Annotated in this window: 17 protein-coding genes; 12 read left to right on the top strand and 5 right to left on the bottom strand. The window is 69.4% G+C overall.

Annotated features, from left to right (window positions below):
* Positions 1-76: 76 nt before the first annotated feature.
* On the bottom strand, positions 77-988 hold the full coding sequence (locus VLK31_RS12385) for a LysR family transcriptional regulator (RefSeq protein WP_409168686.1): 912 nt from the start codon (positions 986-988) through the stop codon (positions 77-79).
* A 175-nt stretch (positions 989-1,163) separates the two neighbouring features.
* On the opposite strand from VLK31_RS12385, the gene VLK31_RS12380 reads away from it, so the two are divergent.
* Together VLK31_RS12380 and VLK31_RS12375 are read left to right on the top strand one after the other, a co-directional pair.
* Positions 1,164-2,306: an MFS transporter gene (locus tag VLK31_RS12380; RefSeq protein WP_409168733.1), complete on the top strand. Its 1,143-nt coding sequence runs from the start codon at positions 1,164-1,166 to the stop codon at positions 2,304-2,306.
* Between the two features lie 160 nt (positions 2,307-2,466).
* On the top strand, positions 2,467-3,864 hold the full coding sequence (locus VLK31_RS12375; protein ID WP_409168685.1) for a hypothetical protein: 1,398 nt from the start codon (positions 2,467-2,469) through the stop codon (positions 3,862-3,864).
* A 40-nt stretch (positions 3,865-3,904) separates the two neighbouring features.
* Here the strand turns inward: VLK31_RS12375 and VLK31_RS12370 are convergent, their stop codons facing one another.
* From VLK31_RS12370 to VLK31_RS12360, 3 genes are read right to left on the bottom strand one after another with little or no spacing between them, the layout of a single operon-like run.
* A complete protein-coding gene (locus tag VLK31_RS12370) occupies positions 3,905-5,041 on the bottom strand; it encodes a DSD1 family PLP-dependent enzyme (RefSeq protein ID WP_409168684.1) in 1,137 nt (378 codons plus the stop codon).
* Between the two features lie 11 nt (positions 5,042-5,052).
* Entirely contained in the window at positions 5,053-6,048 is a 996-nt protein-coding gene (locus tag VLK31_RS12365) for a tripartite tricarboxylate transporter substrate-binding protein (protein ID WP_409168683.1), read from the bottom strand.
* Positions 6,045-6,725, bottom strand: coding sequence for an HAD family hydrolase (locus VLK31_RS12360; protein WP_409168682.1), 681 nt, complete (start codon positions 6,723-6,725; stop codon positions 6,045-6,047). Before VLK31_RS12360 ends, VLK31_RS12365 begins: the two co-directional genes overlap by 4 nt.
* A 72-nt stretch (positions 6,726-6,797) precedes the next feature.
* On the opposite strand from VLK31_RS12360, the gene VLK31_RS12355 reads away from it, so the two are divergent.
* From VLK31_RS12355 to VLK31_RS12310, 10 genes are all read left to right on the top strand, one after another.
* Positions 6,798-7,730 (top strand): LysR family transcriptional regulator, encoded by a 933-nt coding sequence (locus VLK31_RS12355; RefSeq protein WP_409168681.1) that lies wholly within the window; start codon positions 6,798-6,800, stop codon positions 7,728-7,730.
* 100 nt (positions 7,731-7,830) lie between these two features.
* Positions 7,831-7,944 (top strand): twin-arginine translocation signal domain-containing protein, encoded by a 114-nt coding sequence (locus VLK31_RS12350; RefSeq protein WP_409168680.1) that lies wholly within the window; start codon positions 7,831-7,833, stop codon positions 7,942-7,944.
* Positions 7,941-9,023 carry an ABC transporter permease gene (locus VLK31_RS12345; RefSeq protein ID WP_409168679.1) on the top strand — a complete coding sequence of 361 codons (1,083 nt, stop codon included), beginning with the start codon at positions 7,941-7,943 and terminating at the stop codon, positions 9,021-9,023. Before VLK31_RS12350 ends, VLK31_RS12345 begins: the two co-directional genes overlap by 4 nt.
* Entirely contained in the window at positions 9,017-9,817 is an 801-nt protein-coding gene (locus VLK31_RS12340; protein WP_409168678.1) for an ABC transporter ATP-binding protein, read from the top strand. The genes VLK31_RS12345 and VLK31_RS12340 overlap by 7 nt, the downstream gene beginning before the upstream one ends.
* Positions 9,818-9,842: 25 nt before the next feature.
* Positions 9,843-11,048: a c-type cytochrome gene (locus tag VLK31_RS12335; RefSeq protein WP_409168677.1), complete on the top strand. Its 1,206-nt coding sequence runs from the start codon at positions 9,843-9,845 to the stop codon at positions 11,046-11,048.
* Positions 11,049-11,117: 69 nt separating this feature from the next.
* Complete coding sequence (locus VLK31_RS12330) at positions 11,118-11,324, top strand: dodecin (RefSeq protein WP_219217000.1); 207 nt, start codon at positions 11,118-11,120, stop codon at positions 11,322-11,324.
* 92 nt (positions 11,325-11,416) lie between these two features.
* Positions 11,417-12,106: an SGNH/GDSL hydrolase family protein gene (locus VLK31_RS12325; RefSeq protein WP_409168676.1), complete on the top strand. Its 690-nt coding sequence runs from the start codon at positions 11,417-11,419 to the stop codon at positions 12,104-12,106.
* Entirely contained in the window at positions 12,103-12,783 is a 681-nt protein-coding gene (locus VLK31_RS12320; protein ID WP_409168675.1) for a cell division protein FtsQ, read from the top strand. Before VLK31_RS12325 ends, VLK31_RS12320 begins: the two co-directional genes overlap by 4 nt.
* A gap of 6 nt (positions 12,784-12,789) precedes the next feature.
* Positions 12,790-14,196 carry an MBOAT family O-acyltransferase gene (locus VLK31_RS12315; RefSeq protein WP_409168674.1) on the top strand — a complete coding sequence of 469 codons (1,407 nt, stop codon included), beginning with the start codon at positions 12,790-12,792 and terminating at the stop codon, positions 14,194-14,196.
* A gap of 2 nt (positions 14,197-14,198) precedes the next feature.
* Complete coding sequence (locus VLK31_RS12310; RefSeq protein WP_409168673.1) at positions 14,199-15,305, top strand: alginate O-acetyltransferase AlgX-related protein; 1,107 nt, start codon at positions 14,199-14,201, stop codon at positions 15,303-15,305.
* 58 nt (positions 15,306-15,363) lie between these two features.
* Here the strand turns inward: VLK31_RS12310 and VLK31_RS12305 are convergent, their stop codons facing one another.
* Positions 15,364-15,858: a low molecular weight phosphatase family protein gene (locus VLK31_RS12305; RefSeq protein WP_409168672.1), complete on the bottom strand. Its 495-nt coding sequence runs from the start codon at positions 15,856-15,858 to the stop codon at positions 15,364-15,366.
* Positions 15,859-15,910: the final 52 nt, after the last annotated feature.

Raw genomic sequence — 15,910 nt, 5'->3', positions numbered from 1 at the left:
CGTGCAAGTTGCGTATTCGATACTTTATTAATTACTTCTCGTATTCGATACGTTGAAAACCTCCTTCAACCAACCTTCATCGGATCTTCAACACCGCGCTCAACCCCTCGACCAGCACGCTCACCTTCGCCAGCGACTGCCGGCTGCGAAGCCAGACCAGGCTGAGCGGCAGGCCGTCGGTCGACGCCTCGGGCAGCAACTCGACCAAGGCGCCGCTGGCCAATTCGTCCGTGATCAGCCAGGTGGCCAACTGCCCGATGCCCCAGCCCGCGGCCACCGCGGACGCCAACGCCTCCCCATGGCCCACCACCAGTCGCGCATCGACCGCGCGCTGTTCGGTGGGCCGGCCTTCGGCGGCGAACAGCCAGGGGCTGATGCGGCCGTCGCTTCTGCCGTACACCACCAGGTCGTGGCCGGCCAGATCGTCGAGGCTCTCGGGTCTTGCCCGTGCCGCCAGATAAGAAGGCGCGGCACAGAAGATCAGCCGCTCCATGCCCAGCTGCCGATGGCCCAGCGTCGCCGCCGCGGGCACCGGGCCGCCAATGCGCACGGCCACGTCGACGTTTTCTTCCGCCAGGTCCACGAACCGGTCGGAAAAAGACAGCTGCGGGCGCAACCGGGCATGGCGCTCCAGCATCGGGCGCAGCAAGGGCAGCACCCGCAGGCGCCCGAACGACACCGGCAGGTCCAGCCGCACCTTGCCGGCGGGCTCGCTCTGGCGCTCGGTGGCCAGCACGATCTCTGCCGCCTCCAGCTCGCCCAGCACCATGGCGCAGGTCTGGTAATAGGCCTTGCCCGCGTCCGTGAGCGCCAGGCTGCGCGTGGTGCGCTCGAACAGCCGCGCGCCCAGGCGCTGCTCCAGCCGCGCCACGCTTTTGCTGACGGCAGAGGCGGTCAGGTGCAGGCGCTGTGCGGCGTTGACAAAGCTGCCTGCGTCGGCGGCGCAGACGAATGCTTCGATGCCCTTGAGGCGTTCGGTGGGGTTCATGCGGCTCTATTCAAGAAATTAGGGCATCAATGGCGAGAAATCTTATCGCCATCGTGATATTTAGGCCTGAATAAGCTCAGGGTTTACCAGCAGTGCCATGCCGATGCCGTCTTCATCCCCTCCCCTTGCTTCATCGCCTCAGCGCATCGACGCCACCACCCGAACCACGGGCGGCATGCTGTCCATCGTGATCCTGGCGATCGCGGCCTTCGTGATCGTCTCGACCGAATTTCTCATCGTCGGCCTGCTGCCTGCGATGGCGGTCGATTTGGGTGTGTCGGTGCCGCTGGCGGGCCAATTGGTGACGCTGTTCGCATTCACCGTGATGCTGTTCGGCCCGCCGCTCACCCTGCTGCTGTCGCACCTGAACCGCAAGGCTTTGTTCGTGGCGATCATGGGGGTCTTCGCCCTGGCCAACGCGCTGGCGGCCCTGGCACCGAACCTGTGGGTGCTGGGCGTCGCGCGCTTCATTCCCGCGCTGCTGCTGCCGGTGTTCTGGGGCACGGCGAGCGAGACCGCCACGCGGCTGGTCGCGCCGGCCCAGGCCGGCACGGCGGTGGCCCGGGTGTACCTGGGCATCACGGCGGCGCTGCTGTTCGGCATTCCGATCGGCACGCTGGCTGCGGGCACGATCGGCTGGCGCGGAGCGTTCTGGGGTTTCGCGTTGCTGTCGTTGCTGACGGCGGTGCTGCTGGCCGTGTGCATGCCGGCGCAGGCCAAGCCGCAGCGCATGCGCATCGGCCAGCAGATTCGCATCCTGCGAGACGGCGCGTTCCAGTGGCATGTGGCGCTGTCGGTGGTGGTGTTCACGGCCATGTTCACGGCCTATACCTACCTGGCCGAAACGCTGCAGAAGCTCGCGGGCGTGGCGCCGGCCCATGTGGGCTGGTGGCTGATGGCGTTCGGCGCGGTCGGCCTGTTGGGCAATGCGCTGGCCGGAAAGATGATGGACCGCTCGCCGCTGCGTGCGACCGTTTTCTTCACCGCGCTGCTGGGCCTGGGCATGGCGGGCGCCGCGCTGGTGCCGGGCACGCTGCATTGGCTGGTGGTGGCGCTGGCGGCATGGGGCATTGCCTACACGGCCTTGTTTCCGGTCAACCAGGTGCGCGTGATGCAGGCCGCACCCCAGGCGCAGGCTTTTGCCGGGACCATGAACGTGTCGGCCGCCAATGCCGGCATCGGCCTGGGGGCGGTGGTGGGCGGCCTGGCGATACGGCACCTGGGGCTGCCGAGTCTCGGCTTTGCGGCTGCGGGCATTGCCGCGGTGGCCGTCGCCATGGCGCTGGCGATGGTCAGACGCCAGGCGAAAAAGCAGTAGTCAACTTTTAGTAACATTCCGACCTCACTGGCTGCACCTCCCGGACCCACGGCGCTCCCCCGGAGCCGACGATCCGCAGCGAGGCAAGCCTGCCCTGGAAGCCCTGAGCGCACCGCGCTCGTCCAGGCGGGCTCGTGGCTTGAACAATGAAAGAGGGACGATGTCGACTCATGAATGGCGTGCGATTGCGCGCGCAAGCACGGTGGCGAGTGCGGTGGCGGGTGCAGTGTTGCTGCTGGCCTCTTGCGGCGGCGGCGGTGGTGGCGATGCGGGCGTGCTGCCCATCGTCTCCACGCCGGGCCCCAACCCTTCCGCGACCCACACGGTCGGTGGTTCGGTCGTCGGCCTCACCGGCGGCGTGGTGCTGCAGAACAACGCGGGCGACGACCTAAAGCTTTCCGCCGACGGCAGGTTCGTCTTTCCCACCGCCGTGAAAGAAGGCGCCGCCTACGCCGTCACGGTGCGCACCCAACCGCTGTGGCAGTTCTGCACAGTGGCCAAGCCCAGCGGCACCGCCTCGGCCGATGTGGCCGACGTGGCCGTCACCTGCGCCACCGCATTGGCCGAAGTGACGACCTACGCAGGCATCCCCGGCACGCGCGGCTCGGCCGACGGTGCAGCCGGCCTCGCCACCTTCAACATGCCGTCGGGCATTGCGTTCGACAGCGGCGGCTCGCTTTTTGTGGGCGACAGCACGCCCGGCCTGCTGCGCAAGATTTCGCCGGCCGGCCTGGTCAGCACCTTCGCGGGCGGCGTGCTGCCCGCCGGTTCGGTCAACGGCAACGGCGCGGCCGCGGGCTTTCTGAGTCTGGATGCCATCGGCTTCGACCCAGTGGGCAATGGCTACGTGGCGGAAGCCCAGGGCCGCAAGATTCGCAAGTTCACACCGACCGGTGACGTCACCACCTTCGCGGGCAGCGGCACCACCGGCTCGACCGACGGCACCGGCACCGCCGCCACCTTCTCCACGCCGCGCGGCCTCACCACGGACGCCCTGGGCAATCTGTACGTGACCGACTACATCGCCGCGGTCGTTCGCAAGATCAACCCCGCGGGCGTGGTCACCACCCTGGCCGGCGCCGGCACCAGCGGTTATGCCGACGGCGCGGGCACCGCGGCACGGTTCAACTCCCCCTTGGGCGTCGTGGCCGACCCGGCAGGCAACCTGTACGTGGCCGACACCGGCAACAGCCGCATCCGCAAGATCACGCCCGGCGGCATCGTCACCACCTACGCCGGCACCGGCACCCCCGGCAACACCGACGGCGACCTGGCCACGGCCACCTTCAAGCTGCCCGCAGGCATCACCATCGATGCCGACGGCAACCTGTACGTGACCGACATCGGCAACTTCCTGGTGCGCCGCATTTCCAGGACGGGCGTCGTCAGCACGCTGGCTGGCCGGGTCAACGTCGCAGGCAGCGCGATTGGCGTGGGCTCCAACGCGACCTTCACGCAACCGGTCGGTTTGACGATCGACGCCACGGGCAACCTGTATGTGGCCGATGCCTCGACCAACCTGGTGCTGAAGCTGACGCCAGTCCCCGCGCCACGCTGAGCTTGCATGCGGCGGGGGCACCTCACCACGCGGTGGGGTGTCACCAGCCGTGAAACCGCCCCCAGGTTTCCACGCCACCGTCCGGCGACACCGCGTGGTACTGCTCGAACTGCGCGCCCGTCGCGCACGCATGGTTGGGCAAGATGCGCAGCCGCGTGCCGATCGGAAAGCGCGCCGCAATGTCTGCGTCCGCTGTGCCTTCATGCGACAGGATGCCGTGCTCCTGGTTCGCACCGCTGAGCACATAGCCTTCGAGCACCGCGCCGTCCACGTCGCACACCTGCCCGTAGCCGAAGTCGCGCTTCTGCTTCTGCGTGCCACGGTCGCGGCTCATCGCCATCCAGCCGGCATCGACGATGGCCCAGCCCTTCTCGGCCTGGTGGCCGATGACGGTGGTGAGCACGCTCAGCGCCACATCCTGCTCGGTGCACACGCCCACGTTGCGCATCACGAGGTCGAAGAACACGTACACGCCCGCCCGCACCTCGGTCACGCCGTCGAGCGCCTGCGCCATCAAGGCCGTGGGCGTGGAGCCGACGCTGACCACGGCGCACGGCAGGCCCGCCTCGCGCAGGCGCTGCGCGGCGTGCACGCAGCCCGCGCGCTCCTGCTCGGCCATGGCGCGCAAGGCCTCGGGCGTATCGAGCTCGTAGCTGGAGCCGGCATGCGTCAGCACGCCGGCCAGGCGCATGCCGCCTTCATGCAGCACGCGGGCCACGGCCAGCAGCGCGTCTTCTTCGGGCCGAATGCCGGAACGATGCCCGTCGGTGTCGACCTCTATGAGAACGTCGAACGCCTCCCCGTTCTCGCGGCCGAACGCGGCAATGGCGCGGGCCGACTCGACACCGTCCGTGATGATGCTCAGCGCGCAGCCGCGACGCCGCAGTGCCAGCGCCTGCGCCAGCCGGTGCGGCGCCATGCCCACCGCGTAGAGGATGTCGGTGAAGCCGGCGGCAAAGAACTGCTCGGCCTCCTTCAGCGTGGACACCGTGATGCCCCGCGCGCCCGCGTCGCGCTGCGCCTTGGCCACGTCGATGCACTTGGTGGTTTTCACATGCGGTCTGAAGCGCACGCCCAGCGTGTTCATGCGCTGTTGCATGCGTTCGATGTTGCGCTGCATGCGCGTGCGCTCAATGAGAGCCGCGGGGGTGTCGAGTGTCTGCAGGGTGTCGGTCATGAAAGGGTTCATCAGTCGAGGTAGTCGCCCTTGGCCTTGAGCGCGGGCACGTCGTCGCGCAGGCCGCGTGCAATGAGCGCGGACACGGCGGCAGGTTGAAGGGCTTCGGCGCTGGGCAGGTCCACGCCCACGGCCAGCATCTGTTTGCGAAACTCAGGGTCGGCCGCGGTGTCGGCCAGCGCGGCGCGCAAGCGGGCCATGGCGGGCTCGGGTGTGCCGCGCGGCGCGAAGATGGCGTTCCAGGCCCGCACGTCGAGTGCGAAGCCGGCATCGGCGGCCGTGCCTGTCTTGGGCAACTGCGGCAGCCGCGTTGCGGACAGCACGGCCAGCGCCTTCACCTTGCCACCCGCCACCTGGGGCAGCGCGGTGGTGGTCTGGTCGCACATGAAGTCGGTCTGCCCGCCCATCAGGTCGTTCATGGCCGGTGCCACGCCCTTGTAGGGGATGTGCGCCACGTTCTGCTTCAGCGCGGAAAGCAACAGCACGCAGCCGTAGTGCGAGATCGACCCCACGCCCGCGCTGCCGAACGAGGCCTTGCCCTTGTGCGTGCCCAACCACGTGACGAATTCCTTGAGGTCGTTGGCCGGCAGGTCTGCGCGCGCCAGCAGCAGCATGGGCGCGGAGCCCGCGAGGCCGACGGGCAGAAAGTCTTTCTCGGGGTCGTAGGGCAGCTTCTTGTACAGCGCCACGTTGGCCACGTGCGTGCCGATGGTGCCGAAGCCGAGCGTGTAGCCGTCCGGCGTGGCCTTCGCGACCTTGGTCAGGCCGATGGTGCCGCCCGCCCCCGCCACGTTCTCGATGATGACTGGCTGGCCCAGCTGCTTGCCCATGTGCAGCGCAAAGCCGCGCGCCAAGGCATCGCTGGGGCCGCCCGGCGGGAACGGAACGATCAGCGTCACGGGGCGTTGCGGAAAGGCGATTGCCTGGGCCTGGGCTTGTGCCGGCGCATGCATGGCGAACGCCGCCGTCACGGCGAGCAGGCCGCGAAGGACCACGGCCCGCGTCATGCCCCGCTCCCAAAAGCCTGCAGCCACGGCAACGCCGGCGCGAGCGTGTCGCTCTGCAGTTCCGGCGACGGCGCGCCCTGCGGCAACAGCAGGCCCACCCGGTTGTGCCAATACGTGCGCAGCCCCACCGCCGACGTGCCGAACATGTCGTAGCCCGAGCCCGCCACAAAGGCGGCGTCTTGCGCCTTCACGCCCAGCCGGTCGAGTGCCAGCTGGTACGGCCGCGGGTCGGGCTTGTAGAAGCCGGCCTCCTCCGAGGTGACGACCACGTCCCAGTCGATGCCCAGCCGCGCCGCGGCCAAATGGCCCAGCCGCTTCGAGCAGTTGGTGACCACGGCCAGCTTGCAGTGCGGCTGCAGCGCCAGCAGCAGCTCGCGGGCGCCGTCCCACACGGGCAGCGTGTGCCAATGCGCTTCGAGCGCGTCGGGCGCTGATGCCGCCATGCCGGTGTTGCGCGCGGCGTCCTGCACCAACTGCTCGTAGGGCACGTAGGCGCCGCAGCCGTAGGTCAGGCGCAGGTACTCGGCGCGCCAGGCGCGGCCCTGTTCCTCGGAGCCCGCCGCGGCGTTCCAGACGGTCCAGGAATCGAGCAGCGCGGTGAGCAGGTCGAACAGCACGGCGCGGGGATAGCGCGGCGGCTGGAGCGCTGACGCGGGAGTGGAAATAGGGGTGTGCATGGCCGTGAACTGTACGTTTCAAGACCATGGCTGTGCTTCAATGCGCGCTCATCAATCGTTAAGCAGAAGTTAATGATCCAGATCGAAGACATGCAGCTCGCGGCCGCCCTGCTGCGCGAGCCCTCGCTGAGCGCCGCGGCCCGCGCGCTGGACGTCACGCCGCCCGCGCTGTCGATGCGGCTGCGCAAGCTGGAGGCCATGCTGGGCCTCTCGCTGGCCTCCCGCACCGCACGGCGCCTGAGCCTCACGCCCGAGGGCGAACGCTTTGCGCGTGAAGCCGCCGCGCTGCTCGGGCAGATAGAAGGCCTGCGCGACTCGATGCAGCGCGACGACCAGCGGCTCACCGGCACCCTGCGCATTGCCGCGCCCTTCGGCTACGGCCGCCAGTACCTGGCGCCGATGCTGGTGCGCTTCGCCCGGCTGCACCCCGGCCTGCACCTGCAGCTCGACCTGCGCGAAACGCCCTGGCCCGACCGGCACGACGCCGACGCGGTGATCCACATCGGCGCGGTACGCGACTCCTCCTGGGTGGCGCGCACGCTGAGCGCCAACGAGCGCTGGCTGTGCGCCAGCCCCGACTACCTGCGCCTGCACGGCACGCCGCGCACGCCGCGCGAGGTGATGGCGCACGACTGCATCTGCATCCGCGAGAACGACGAAGACGTGACGCTGTGGCACCTGCGCCCCGCCAAGGCTGCCGAAGGCAAGCGAGCCGCAGGCAAGCGCGCCGCCGCCCGCGAAACCCTGCGCATCTCGCCCGCCTACGTGACCAACGACGGCGCCGTGGCCCGCCAGTGGGCCGAACAAGGCATGGGCCTGGTGCTGCGCTCCGAATGGGACGCGGCCGAGGCCGTGGCGCGCGGCACGCTGGTGCGCGTGCTGGCCGACTGGCAGTTCGACAGCGCGCCGGTCACGCTGCTGGTGCCCAACCGCAAGGGCCGCACGGCGCGCGTGCAGGCCATCGTCGGCTTCCTGGTGGAGAGCTTTGGCGCCGCGCGAAAGTAGCTGCGCGCACATCGCATATCGATAGCCGCATTCATTCGTTGTCGGCGCGAAGGCGCGCGCCAACACTGCGGGCTTCGCATATTCCGGTGGAGAAGCCCCGATGAACGTTCCTCTCGATCGCCTGTCGCTCTCGCGCCGTGGCGTGCTGCAGACCGGTGCCACGGCCGCCGTGGCAGGCGCCGCCAACCACGTGCCGCTGGACGTGCGCGCATGACGACCGCCGAGCAAGTGCTGGACGCGCCGCTCACGTCCTTCTCACCGCCCGCACCCCGCCCGCGCGCACAGGCCGCCGCTGCGCAACAGGCCGATGCCGTCGTGCTGCGCCCCGCACCGCCCGTTGGCATCTGGACGACCGGCCTGCTCGCCTCCGCCGCATGGACAGCGTTGGGACTGCTCACGCTGCTCTGGCCGAACAAAGCGGTCGGCTTCAGCGACTGGGCGTTCACCGAAGAATTCGGCATTGCCGCGCTCGTGGTCGCCGCGCTGTTGGCGGCGGTGGCACTGCTTGGCGCGCGCGCCGGCAAGGTGGCGCGCACGCTGCGGCCCGCCGGCCAATGGCTGGTGGCATTGGCCGTGGTGTTCGCGGTGTGGGAAGTGGCCACGGCCAAGCTGGGCGTGCTGCCCTCGCCCTTCTTCGCGCCGCCGCAAGCGCTGATTGACGTGGTCAATGAAGACTGGCAACGCCTGGGCCTGTCGACCGCGCACTCGCTGCGCCTGCTGGCCAACGGCTTCGTGCTGGGCGCGCTGGTGGGCTTTGTCACGGGCGTGGCGATCGGCTGGTCGCGCATTGCGGGGTACTGGGTGCATCCGGTGCTGCGCTTTCTGGGGCCGGTGCCTGCGTCGGCGTTGCTGCCGCTGGCCTTCTTCTTTGCGCCGTCGAGCTACGTGGCCGCGGTGTTCCTGGTCGGGCTGGCCACCTTCTTTCCGGTGGCGGTGCTCACCTGGTCGGGCGTGGCATCGGTCCACAAGAGCTACTACGACGTGGCGCGCACGCTGGGCGCGTCGGAGCGCTTTCTGGTGCTGCGCGTGGCCATTCCCGCCGCGCTGCCGCAGGTGTTCGTGGGCCTGTTCATGGGCCTGGGCGCGTCGTTCTCGGTGCTCATCACGGCCGAGATGATGGGCGTGAAGGCCGGCCTGGGCTGGTACCTGCAGTGGGCCCAGGGCTGGGCCGCCTACGCCAACATGTACGCGGCCCTGTTCGTCATGGCCGCGCTGTGCTCCAGCCTCATCACGCTGCTGTTCAAGGTGCGCGACCGCGTGCTGTCGTGGCAGAAAGGAACCGTCAAATGGTGAACGCCGTGCTTTCTTCCACGCCTGCAGCCGCCACCACCCGCGGTGCGCAAATCGACATTCAGGGCGTGAGCCACTGGTTCGAGGTGTCGGGTGGCGTGCTGCAGGTGCTCGACGACATCGACCTGCAGGTGCGCCCCGGCGAATTTGTGGCGCTGCTGGGGCCCAGCGGTTGCGGCAAGTCGACGCTGCTGCGCCTGGTCGCCGGGCTGGAGCCCGCCACCACCGGCACCCTCACGCAGAACGGCAAGCCCATCACGCGGCCCGACCCCTCGCGCATCGTCGTGTTCCAGGACCCGACGCTCTACCCCTGGCGCAGCGTGTGGGACAACGTGGCGCTGGGCCTGCAGGCGCGCGGCGTGTTGAAGGAGCAACGCGCGCGGGTCGACGAGGCGCTCAAGCTGGTGGGCCTCACGGACTTTGCCAAGGCCTTTCCGCACCACCTGTCGGGCGGCATGGCGCAGCGCGTGGCGCTGGCGCGCGCGCTGGTCAACGACCCGCAGCTGCTGGTGCTCGACGAACCGCTGGGCAAGCTCGACTCGCTCACGCGCATTGCCATGCAAAGCGAGCTGGTCAACCTGTGGCAGCGCGCGGGCTTCTCTGCGCTGCTGGTGACGCACGACGTGGAAGAGGCGCTGTTTCTGGCCAACCGCGTGATCGTGCTGAGTGACCGGCCGGCGCGCATTGCGGCGCAGATCGAGGTCGACCTGCCCTACCCGCGCCACCGTGGCGACCCGCGCCTGGCGCAGTTGCGGCACGAGGCGCTGAAGCACCTGGGGCTGGACGCCACGTGGTGACGCGCTGGGTGACCCTCGCAATGACATGAGCAGCGTTCCCGAGGCCGGTTGGCTCAACCTGCTGATCGGCCTGCTGCAGGGCGCGCAACTGCAACTGCTGCGCGCGCTGGACGCGCTGGGCCTTGTGCAGCATGCGCACGGCCAGCCGGCATGGCCGCGGGCACTTCGGCTGTCGGGTGAGAACCTGCTGATCGACCTGGGCCAGGCGCGCCGGCTCGGCCTCACGGTGGTGGTGCTGGGCGCGGCCTTGCTGGTGCTGCTGCTGGCGCTGCTGTGGCGCCGGCGCAGCCTGTGGCTGGTGGCGCTGGCCACGCTGCTGGTGGTCGCGGCGCCCTGGCCTGAAGCCAGCGTGGTGCTGGTGCCCGCCTACCCCACGAGCTTTCAGAAGTCGCCCACCGGGTTCACGGCCGACAGCATCGAGCGCGGCCGCACGCTCTATGCGGCGCAGTGCGTGGCCTGCCACGGCACCGACGGGCGCGGCCAAGGGCCGCTGGCCGCGTCACAACCCGTGTGGCCGCCCGACCTTGCCGGCCCGCTGCTGTGGCGCCGCGCCGATGGCGACGTGCTCTGGCACGTGCTGAACGGCATGCGGGACCGCCGCAACGGACGCGAGACGGAAACCATGCCGGCCTTCGGCCACGTGCTGCGCGACGGCGACGCCTGGGCGCTGATCGATTTCATGAAAGCGCAAGGCGCCGGCGAAAGCCTGCGCGCGGCCGGGCTTTGGACCCAACCCATCGCGCCGCCCGACGTGGCGGTGCAATGCAAGGGCAAGGCGCCGCGCATGCTGAGCAGTTGGCGCGGGCAGCGCATGCGCATCGTGGCGGCGGGCGGTGACGGCTTGCTCGAAGATCCGCGCATGGTCACGGTGTATCTGCAGCCTGTGCAGGCCGTACAGGCCGGCACGGCCGCTGCGGGCACAGGCGACTGCATCGCCGACTCGCCCGCCGCGTGGGCGGCCTTCTCGCTCGTCGCAGCAACCGACAAGCTCGCGGGCACGCAACTGATCGTCGACCGCGACGGCTGGCTACGGGCGCGCGGCGAGCCCGGCAAGGGCGCGTGGAGCGACGACGACCTGCTGTGCCGCACCGAAACGCCCGCGCGAGTCAATGTGACCGATGCGGCGAATGCGACGAATGCGAAACCCCTGCCACCCGACGGCTTGAGCGCGCTCATCGCCCGCATGGACGCCGAGCCCGTGCGTTTCGTCAAGGGCGGTTTCGTGCATTGAGCCATGCGTACCCCCAGGGCTACGATGTTTTCCGGGCCGCTGGCCCATCAACCTGAAGGAGACCCCACCATGTCCAACCACGTCTACAAATCGCTAGAACTCACCGGCTCCTCGCCGACCAGCATCGAAGACGCCGTGCAGACCGCCATAGCCAAGGCGCACGAGACGGTGCGCAACATCCAGTGGTTCACCGTGACCGAAACGCGCGGGCACGTGGTCGAAGGCAAGGTGGCGCACTGGCAGGTGTCGCTGAAGATCGGGTTCACGCTGGAGTGAGCGCGACGCGGGCGTGTCAGGCGTACGACCGCCACGGCCCTGCGCCCCCGAGGCTGGTACATTTCCCGCCCACAGGAATCAAAGGGGCATCGGTGTCACTCGCAGCGGCCTTGGCCGGTCTTTCCATCCTCATCATCGGGGACAGCCACCTCGCGCAACCCAGCTATCTGATGTCGTCTCTGCACGACGGCCTGCAGCGCCAGGGCGCCAAGGTGCATTCGATCGGCATGTGCGGCGCGCTGCCGTACGACTGGACGGTGTCCAAGGTCGGCAACTGCGGCGGCGCGGAACGCATCGGCGACCAGCCGGCCACCCGCAGCAGCACCGGCAGCACCACCGCCGTGGCGCAGCTCATTCGCGCGGAGCACCCCGACCTGGTGCTGGTGGTGCTCGGTGACACCATGGCGGCCTACAAGCAGCCCGACTTTCCAATGAACTGGGTGTGGCAGCAGGTGAGCACGCTCACCGGCGCCATTGCCGCGACCGGCACGCGCTGCGCGTGGGTCGGCCCGCCGTGGGGGCAGGAAGGCGGCTCATACGGCAAGACCTATGCGCGCGCCGAGCTGGTGAGCCGCTTTCTGTCCACCAACGTAGAACCTTGCATCTACATCGACTCGCTGGAGATGTCGACGCGCGGCCAATGGTCGACCGTCGATGGCCAGCACTTCGGCTCCAACGGCTACCGCAGTTGGGGGAATGGCATCGCCAAGGCGGTGATGAAGTTGCCCTTGCCGACGGGCGCTGCCAGCACCACGGGCACCACGGGCGCCGCGCGCCAATGAAGCGCGCGCAACGCCTGCCGCTGCTCGCGGCCCTGTGTGCCTGCCTGCCCGCCCTGTGCGGCGCCGCACCCCGCCTGTACGACACAGGCCCCGCGCAAGACCTGGCGCTGGTGCGCTTCGTCAACGCGGGCACGCAGCCGCTCACGGTGCACAGCGGCGGCGCGGGCCAGGCGGCCAGCCTCGCGGTGCCACCGACCGCGCCCGTCACCGACTACCTGCCCGCGCGCTCCGACGCCCCCGTCACCGGCCAATGGCAGCTGGCTGCGCAAACGCTGCCCATCTCGTTGCTTGTGAAGGCTGGCGGATCGGGCTCCGCGGTGGCGTGGGCCGACGCGGACGGCAAGCTCGCGGGCACAAGCTTCACCGAAGCGCCCCCGCAGTTCGACCCGGTGCGCGCCTCGCTCGCGTTCTACAACGCCGACGCCCGGTGCACCGCCGGCCTGCTGGCGGCGAGCCCGGTCAACGCCGCCATCTTCGAGAACCAGGCCGCGCTGGCCACTGCGCGCCGTGCCGTCAACCCGGTCAAGCTGGTGGTGCAGGCCACCTGCAACGGCCGCCCGGTCGAGGGCACGGTGGACCTGGGCTCGCTGCAGGCCGGCCAGCGCTACAGCGTCTTTCTTGTTCCTGCCGGCAAGGGCAGCCGACTGATCGGCCTGCAAGACCGCCTGGCGCGCTGACCGGCCGTGGTCTTCGCGTCGCTCGAGTTCCTGGCGGTTTTTCTGCCGGCGTTCCTGCTGCTGTACGCGGTAACTCCCGCGCGCGCGAAGAATGCGCTGCTGCTGGTGTCCAGCTGGTTCTTCTACGGCTGGTGGAGCCCGCTTTTTCTGCTGCTGTTCATTGCGCTCACGGCGCTGGCCTGGGCCGGGGGGCTGCTGGTCGAGCGGGCCGGGCGACATCGCACCGCCGTGATGGCCGTGCTGATCGCCGTCAACCTGGGCGTGCTCGCATGGTTCAAGTACGCCAACATCGTGGTCGAAACCTTCAGCGCGGCCCTGGTGCATGCCGGCGCCATGCCGATCGAATGGCAGCGCATCGCCCTGCCCATCGGGCTTTCGTTCACGGTGCTGCAGGCCATTTCGTATTTCGTGGACATCCACCGCGGCAAGTTTCCGGCCGAGCGCCGCCCTGTCGATTTCGCGACCTACCTCGCCATGTTCGGCCACCTGGTGGCGGGGCCGATCATTCGCTACGACTGGATCCGCCAGCGGCTCGCGCACCGCGCCATGCACTGGGCGGGCTTTGCTCGGGGCGCACGGCGCTTCATGATCGGCATGGCCATGAAGGTGCTAGTGGCCGACACGCTGGCCCCGGTGGTCGACCAGGTGTTCGCATCGGCCGACCCGAGCTTTGTGGATGCATGGCTCGGTTGCCTGGCCTACACGCTGCAGTTGTTCTTCGACTTTGCGGGCTACAGCGCGATGGCCATCGGCATCGGCGCGATGCTGGGCTTTCGATTTCCCGAGAACTTTCATGCGCCGTACCTCGCGCGCAACGTGGCCGACTTCTGGCGCCGCTGGCACATCTCGCTGTCGTCGTGGCTGCGTGACTACCTCTATGTGCCGCTGGGCGGCAGCCGGCGCGGCAACGGCCGCACGGTGGCCAACCTGCTGATCACCATGAGCATCGGCGGCCTCTGGCACGGCGCGGACAGCTGGAACTTTCTGTACTGGGGGCTGGCGCACGGCGCCGCGCTGAGCGTGGTGCACCTGTGGCGCGGGCGTGGGCCCCGCTTGCCCGCGCCGTTGGCGCATGCGGCCACGCTGCTGTTCGTGATGCTGGGCTGGACGCTGTTCCGCTCGCCCGACCTGGCCACGGCGGGCCGCATGCTGGGCGGGCAGTTCGGCCTGCACGGCATGGGGCTGGGCCCGGCACTGTCGAACGCCTTGCGCATGCCGGTGGTGCTGGCCTACCTGCTGGGCATGGCCTGGGTCGTGGCGCCCGCGGTGCTGGCACGCCGCCGTCGCGCGAGCAGCGCCTTCGCCGTCGCCTTCACCGTCGCGGGCACGCTCGCGCCGGTGTGCGGCTTCCTGCTGGCGTTTGCGCTGGTGGCGAGCCGCGGCACGGTGCCGTTTCTCTACTTCCAGTTCTGACGATGGCACGCCCCAGCCGACGCCTTCGAACGATGCTGCGCTGGAGCGCCACGGCGGTGCTGCTCGCCACCATCGGCGCGGCCTTCGTCTCGACGCTGCCCAACATGGGCGCCGCCTGGGCCCGCGCCGATGCCGCGTTGTGGCACGACGCATCCGCACGCCGCGAACTCACCAAGGCGCTTGTGACCACACCGTTCACAGAAGCCCTTGCTCGTTGGCAGCGGCAGGCCAATTGGCTGGTGCTGCGCGACCTGGGCCCGGAGGCGAAACGGGGCGAAGACAACTGGCTCTTCCTCGATGAGGAACTGCAGCTTCACCGCGACCGCACCGCCCATGCGGCTGCGCGTGCCGCGGCCGTGTCGCGCATCGCACGCGCGCTCGCAGAAAAAAACACCGCGCTGCTCGTGGTCGTCGTGCCCGACAAGAGCCGCATCGAAAGCGCGCACCTCGGCACGCTGCTACGCCCGCCCGCGCTCGATGCCCGCGTGCGCGACTGGACCGCCAAGCTGGCCGCCGACGGCGTGCCCGTGCTCGACCTGTCGCCCGTGCTCGCGGGCGCCACACCTTCTGCTTTCTTGCGCACCGACACCCACTGGAACGAGCAAGGCAGCTGGCTGGCCGCGCACGCCGTCGCACAGCGCCTGCAGGACATGCATGCGCTATCGGGCGAGCCCGTGGCCTCGGTCGTGGTGTCGCGCCAGCCCCAGGTGGCATGGGGCGACCTGGTGCGCCTGGCCGGCATCGAGGGGCTGCCCGCCGCACTGAAGCCAGCGCCCGACAACGACACCCGCTCGGTGGTGGAAACACGCAGCGACAGAACCGACCTGTTCGGCGCGGCGCCCATGCCGTCGACCGTGCTGATCGGCACCTCGTTCTCGCGGCGCGGCAACTTCCAGCCCTTTCTGCAACTGGCAAGCCGCGCACTGGTGGCCGATTTCTCGATGGATGGCGGGGACTTCTCGGGCGCCGCGCGCCGCTATTTCGCGGGCGAGGACTTTGCGAAGAATCCGCCGCGCGTCGTTGTGTGGGAAGTGCCCGAGCGGACGATCGAAGCGCCCATCGGCGAGGCGGAGCAAAGCTGGCTGCGCGCCCCCCTGCCGACCCGCTGACCGCAAGGCCCTGCGTGCGGCGTCAAGGCAACCCGGCGCAGCACAGCTTGTGGCGCAGCTACCGCATGTACCCCAGGTCCCGCACATCCGAGCGCACCGCAGCGCGGTCACCGCCGTGCAGCGGCAGGCTCACCAGCAGCTCCAGCCGCCGGCGCAGCGAAAACAGCAACTGAATGGCGTCGTGCGCCACCTTCTCCGGGTCGCTGCCATCGGCCACGTCGGGGTAGGCCCACAGCGCGCCATCCGGCTGGCCGGGCCACGAGGGCTGGCGCGACTCGGTGGTGCCGTCGAGCGTGATGATGAAGTCGGCCTGCGGGCTGCCCGAGCGTGCCAGGTCGTCCCAGCCGCGCGGCGCGTGCTGCGGCACCGGCATGCTCGCACTGTGCAAGGCGCCGATGGCAGCGGGATGAAACTCGCGCGCCACATGGCCGGGTTGGCCGCAGGAAGACGCCGAAAACCGCTGGGGGTCGAGGTGCGCGAGGCACGCTTCGGCAAGGATGCTGCGCAATGAATTTCGCCTGGAGACGAAGATCACGCCAATTCGTTTTTGCATGGAACCTTCACTATAGCCACGCAAGGTGAATTAGTCATGACGCCGCTGTCGC

The sequence above is a fragment of the Variovorax sp. H27-G14 genome (genome assembly GCF_046156345.1).
Lineage (GTDB): Bacteria > Pseudomonadota > Gammaproteobacteria > Burkholderiales > Burkholderiaceae_C > Variovorax.
The sequence above is the reverse complement of the archived record's forward strand: the minus strand, read 5'-3'. Positions and strand labels throughout refer to the sequence as shown.

Bases quoted from the DNA above. Each gene is read 5' to 3' on its own strand.
- VLK31_RS12385 (WP_409168686.1), bottom strand. From the start codon at position 988: ATGAACCCCACCGAACGCCTCAAGGGCATCGAAGCATTCGTCTGCGCC.
- VLK31_RS12380 (WP_409168733.1), top strand. From the start codon at position 1,164: ATGCTGTCCATCGTGATCCTGGCGATCGCGGCCTTCGTGATCGTCTCG.
- VLK31_RS12375 (WP_409168685.1), top strand. From the start codon at position 2,467: ATGTCGACTCATGAATGGCGTGCGATTGCGCGCGCAAGCACGGTGGCG.
- VLK31_RS12370 (WP_409168684.1), bottom strand. From the start codon at position 5,041: ATGACCGACACCCTGCAGACACTCGACACCCCCGCGGCTCTCATTGAG.
- VLK31_RS12365 (WP_409168683.1), bottom strand. From the start codon at position 6,048: ATGACGCGGGCCGTGGTCCTTCGCGGCCTGCTCGCCGTGACGGCGGCG.
- VLK31_RS12360 (WP_409168682.1), bottom strand. From the start codon at position 6,725: ATGCACACCCCTATTTCCACTCCCGCGTCAGCGCTCCAGCCGCCGCGC.
- VLK31_RS12355 (WP_409168681.1), top strand. From the start codon at position 6,798: ATGATCCAGATCGAAGACATGCAGCTCGCGGCCGCCCTGCTGCGCGAG.
- VLK31_RS12350 (WP_409168680.1), top strand. From the start codon at position 7,831: ATGAACGTTCCTCTCGATCGCCTGTCGCTCTCGCGCCGTGGCGTGCTG.
- VLK31_RS12345 (WP_409168679.1), top strand. From the start codon at position 7,941: ATGACGACCGCCGAGCAAGTGCTGGACGCGCCGCTCACGTCCTTCTCA.
- VLK31_RS12340 (WP_409168678.1), top strand. From the start codon at position 9,017: ATGGTGAACGCCGTGCTTTCTTCCACGCCTGCAGCCGCCACCACCCGC.
- VLK31_RS12335 (WP_409168677.1), top strand. From the start codon at position 9,843: ATGAGCAGCGTTCCCGAGGCCGGTTGGCTCAACCTGCTGATCGGCCTG.
- VLK31_RS12330 (WP_219217000.1), top strand. From the start codon at position 11,118: ATGTCCAACCACGTCTACAAATCGCTAGAACTCACCGGCTCCTCGCCG.
- VLK31_RS12320 (WP_409168675.1), top strand. From the start codon at position 12,103: ATGAAGCGCGCGCAACGCCTGCCGCTGCTCGCGGCCCTGTGTGCCTGC.
- VLK31_RS12310 (WP_409168673.1), top strand. From the start codon at position 14,199: ATGGCACGCCCCAGCCGACGCCTTCGAACGATGCTGCGCTGGAGCGCC.
- VLK31_RS12305 (WP_409168672.1), bottom strand. From the start codon at position 15,858: ATGCAAAAACGAATTGGCGTGATCTTCGTCTCCAGGCGAAATTCATTG.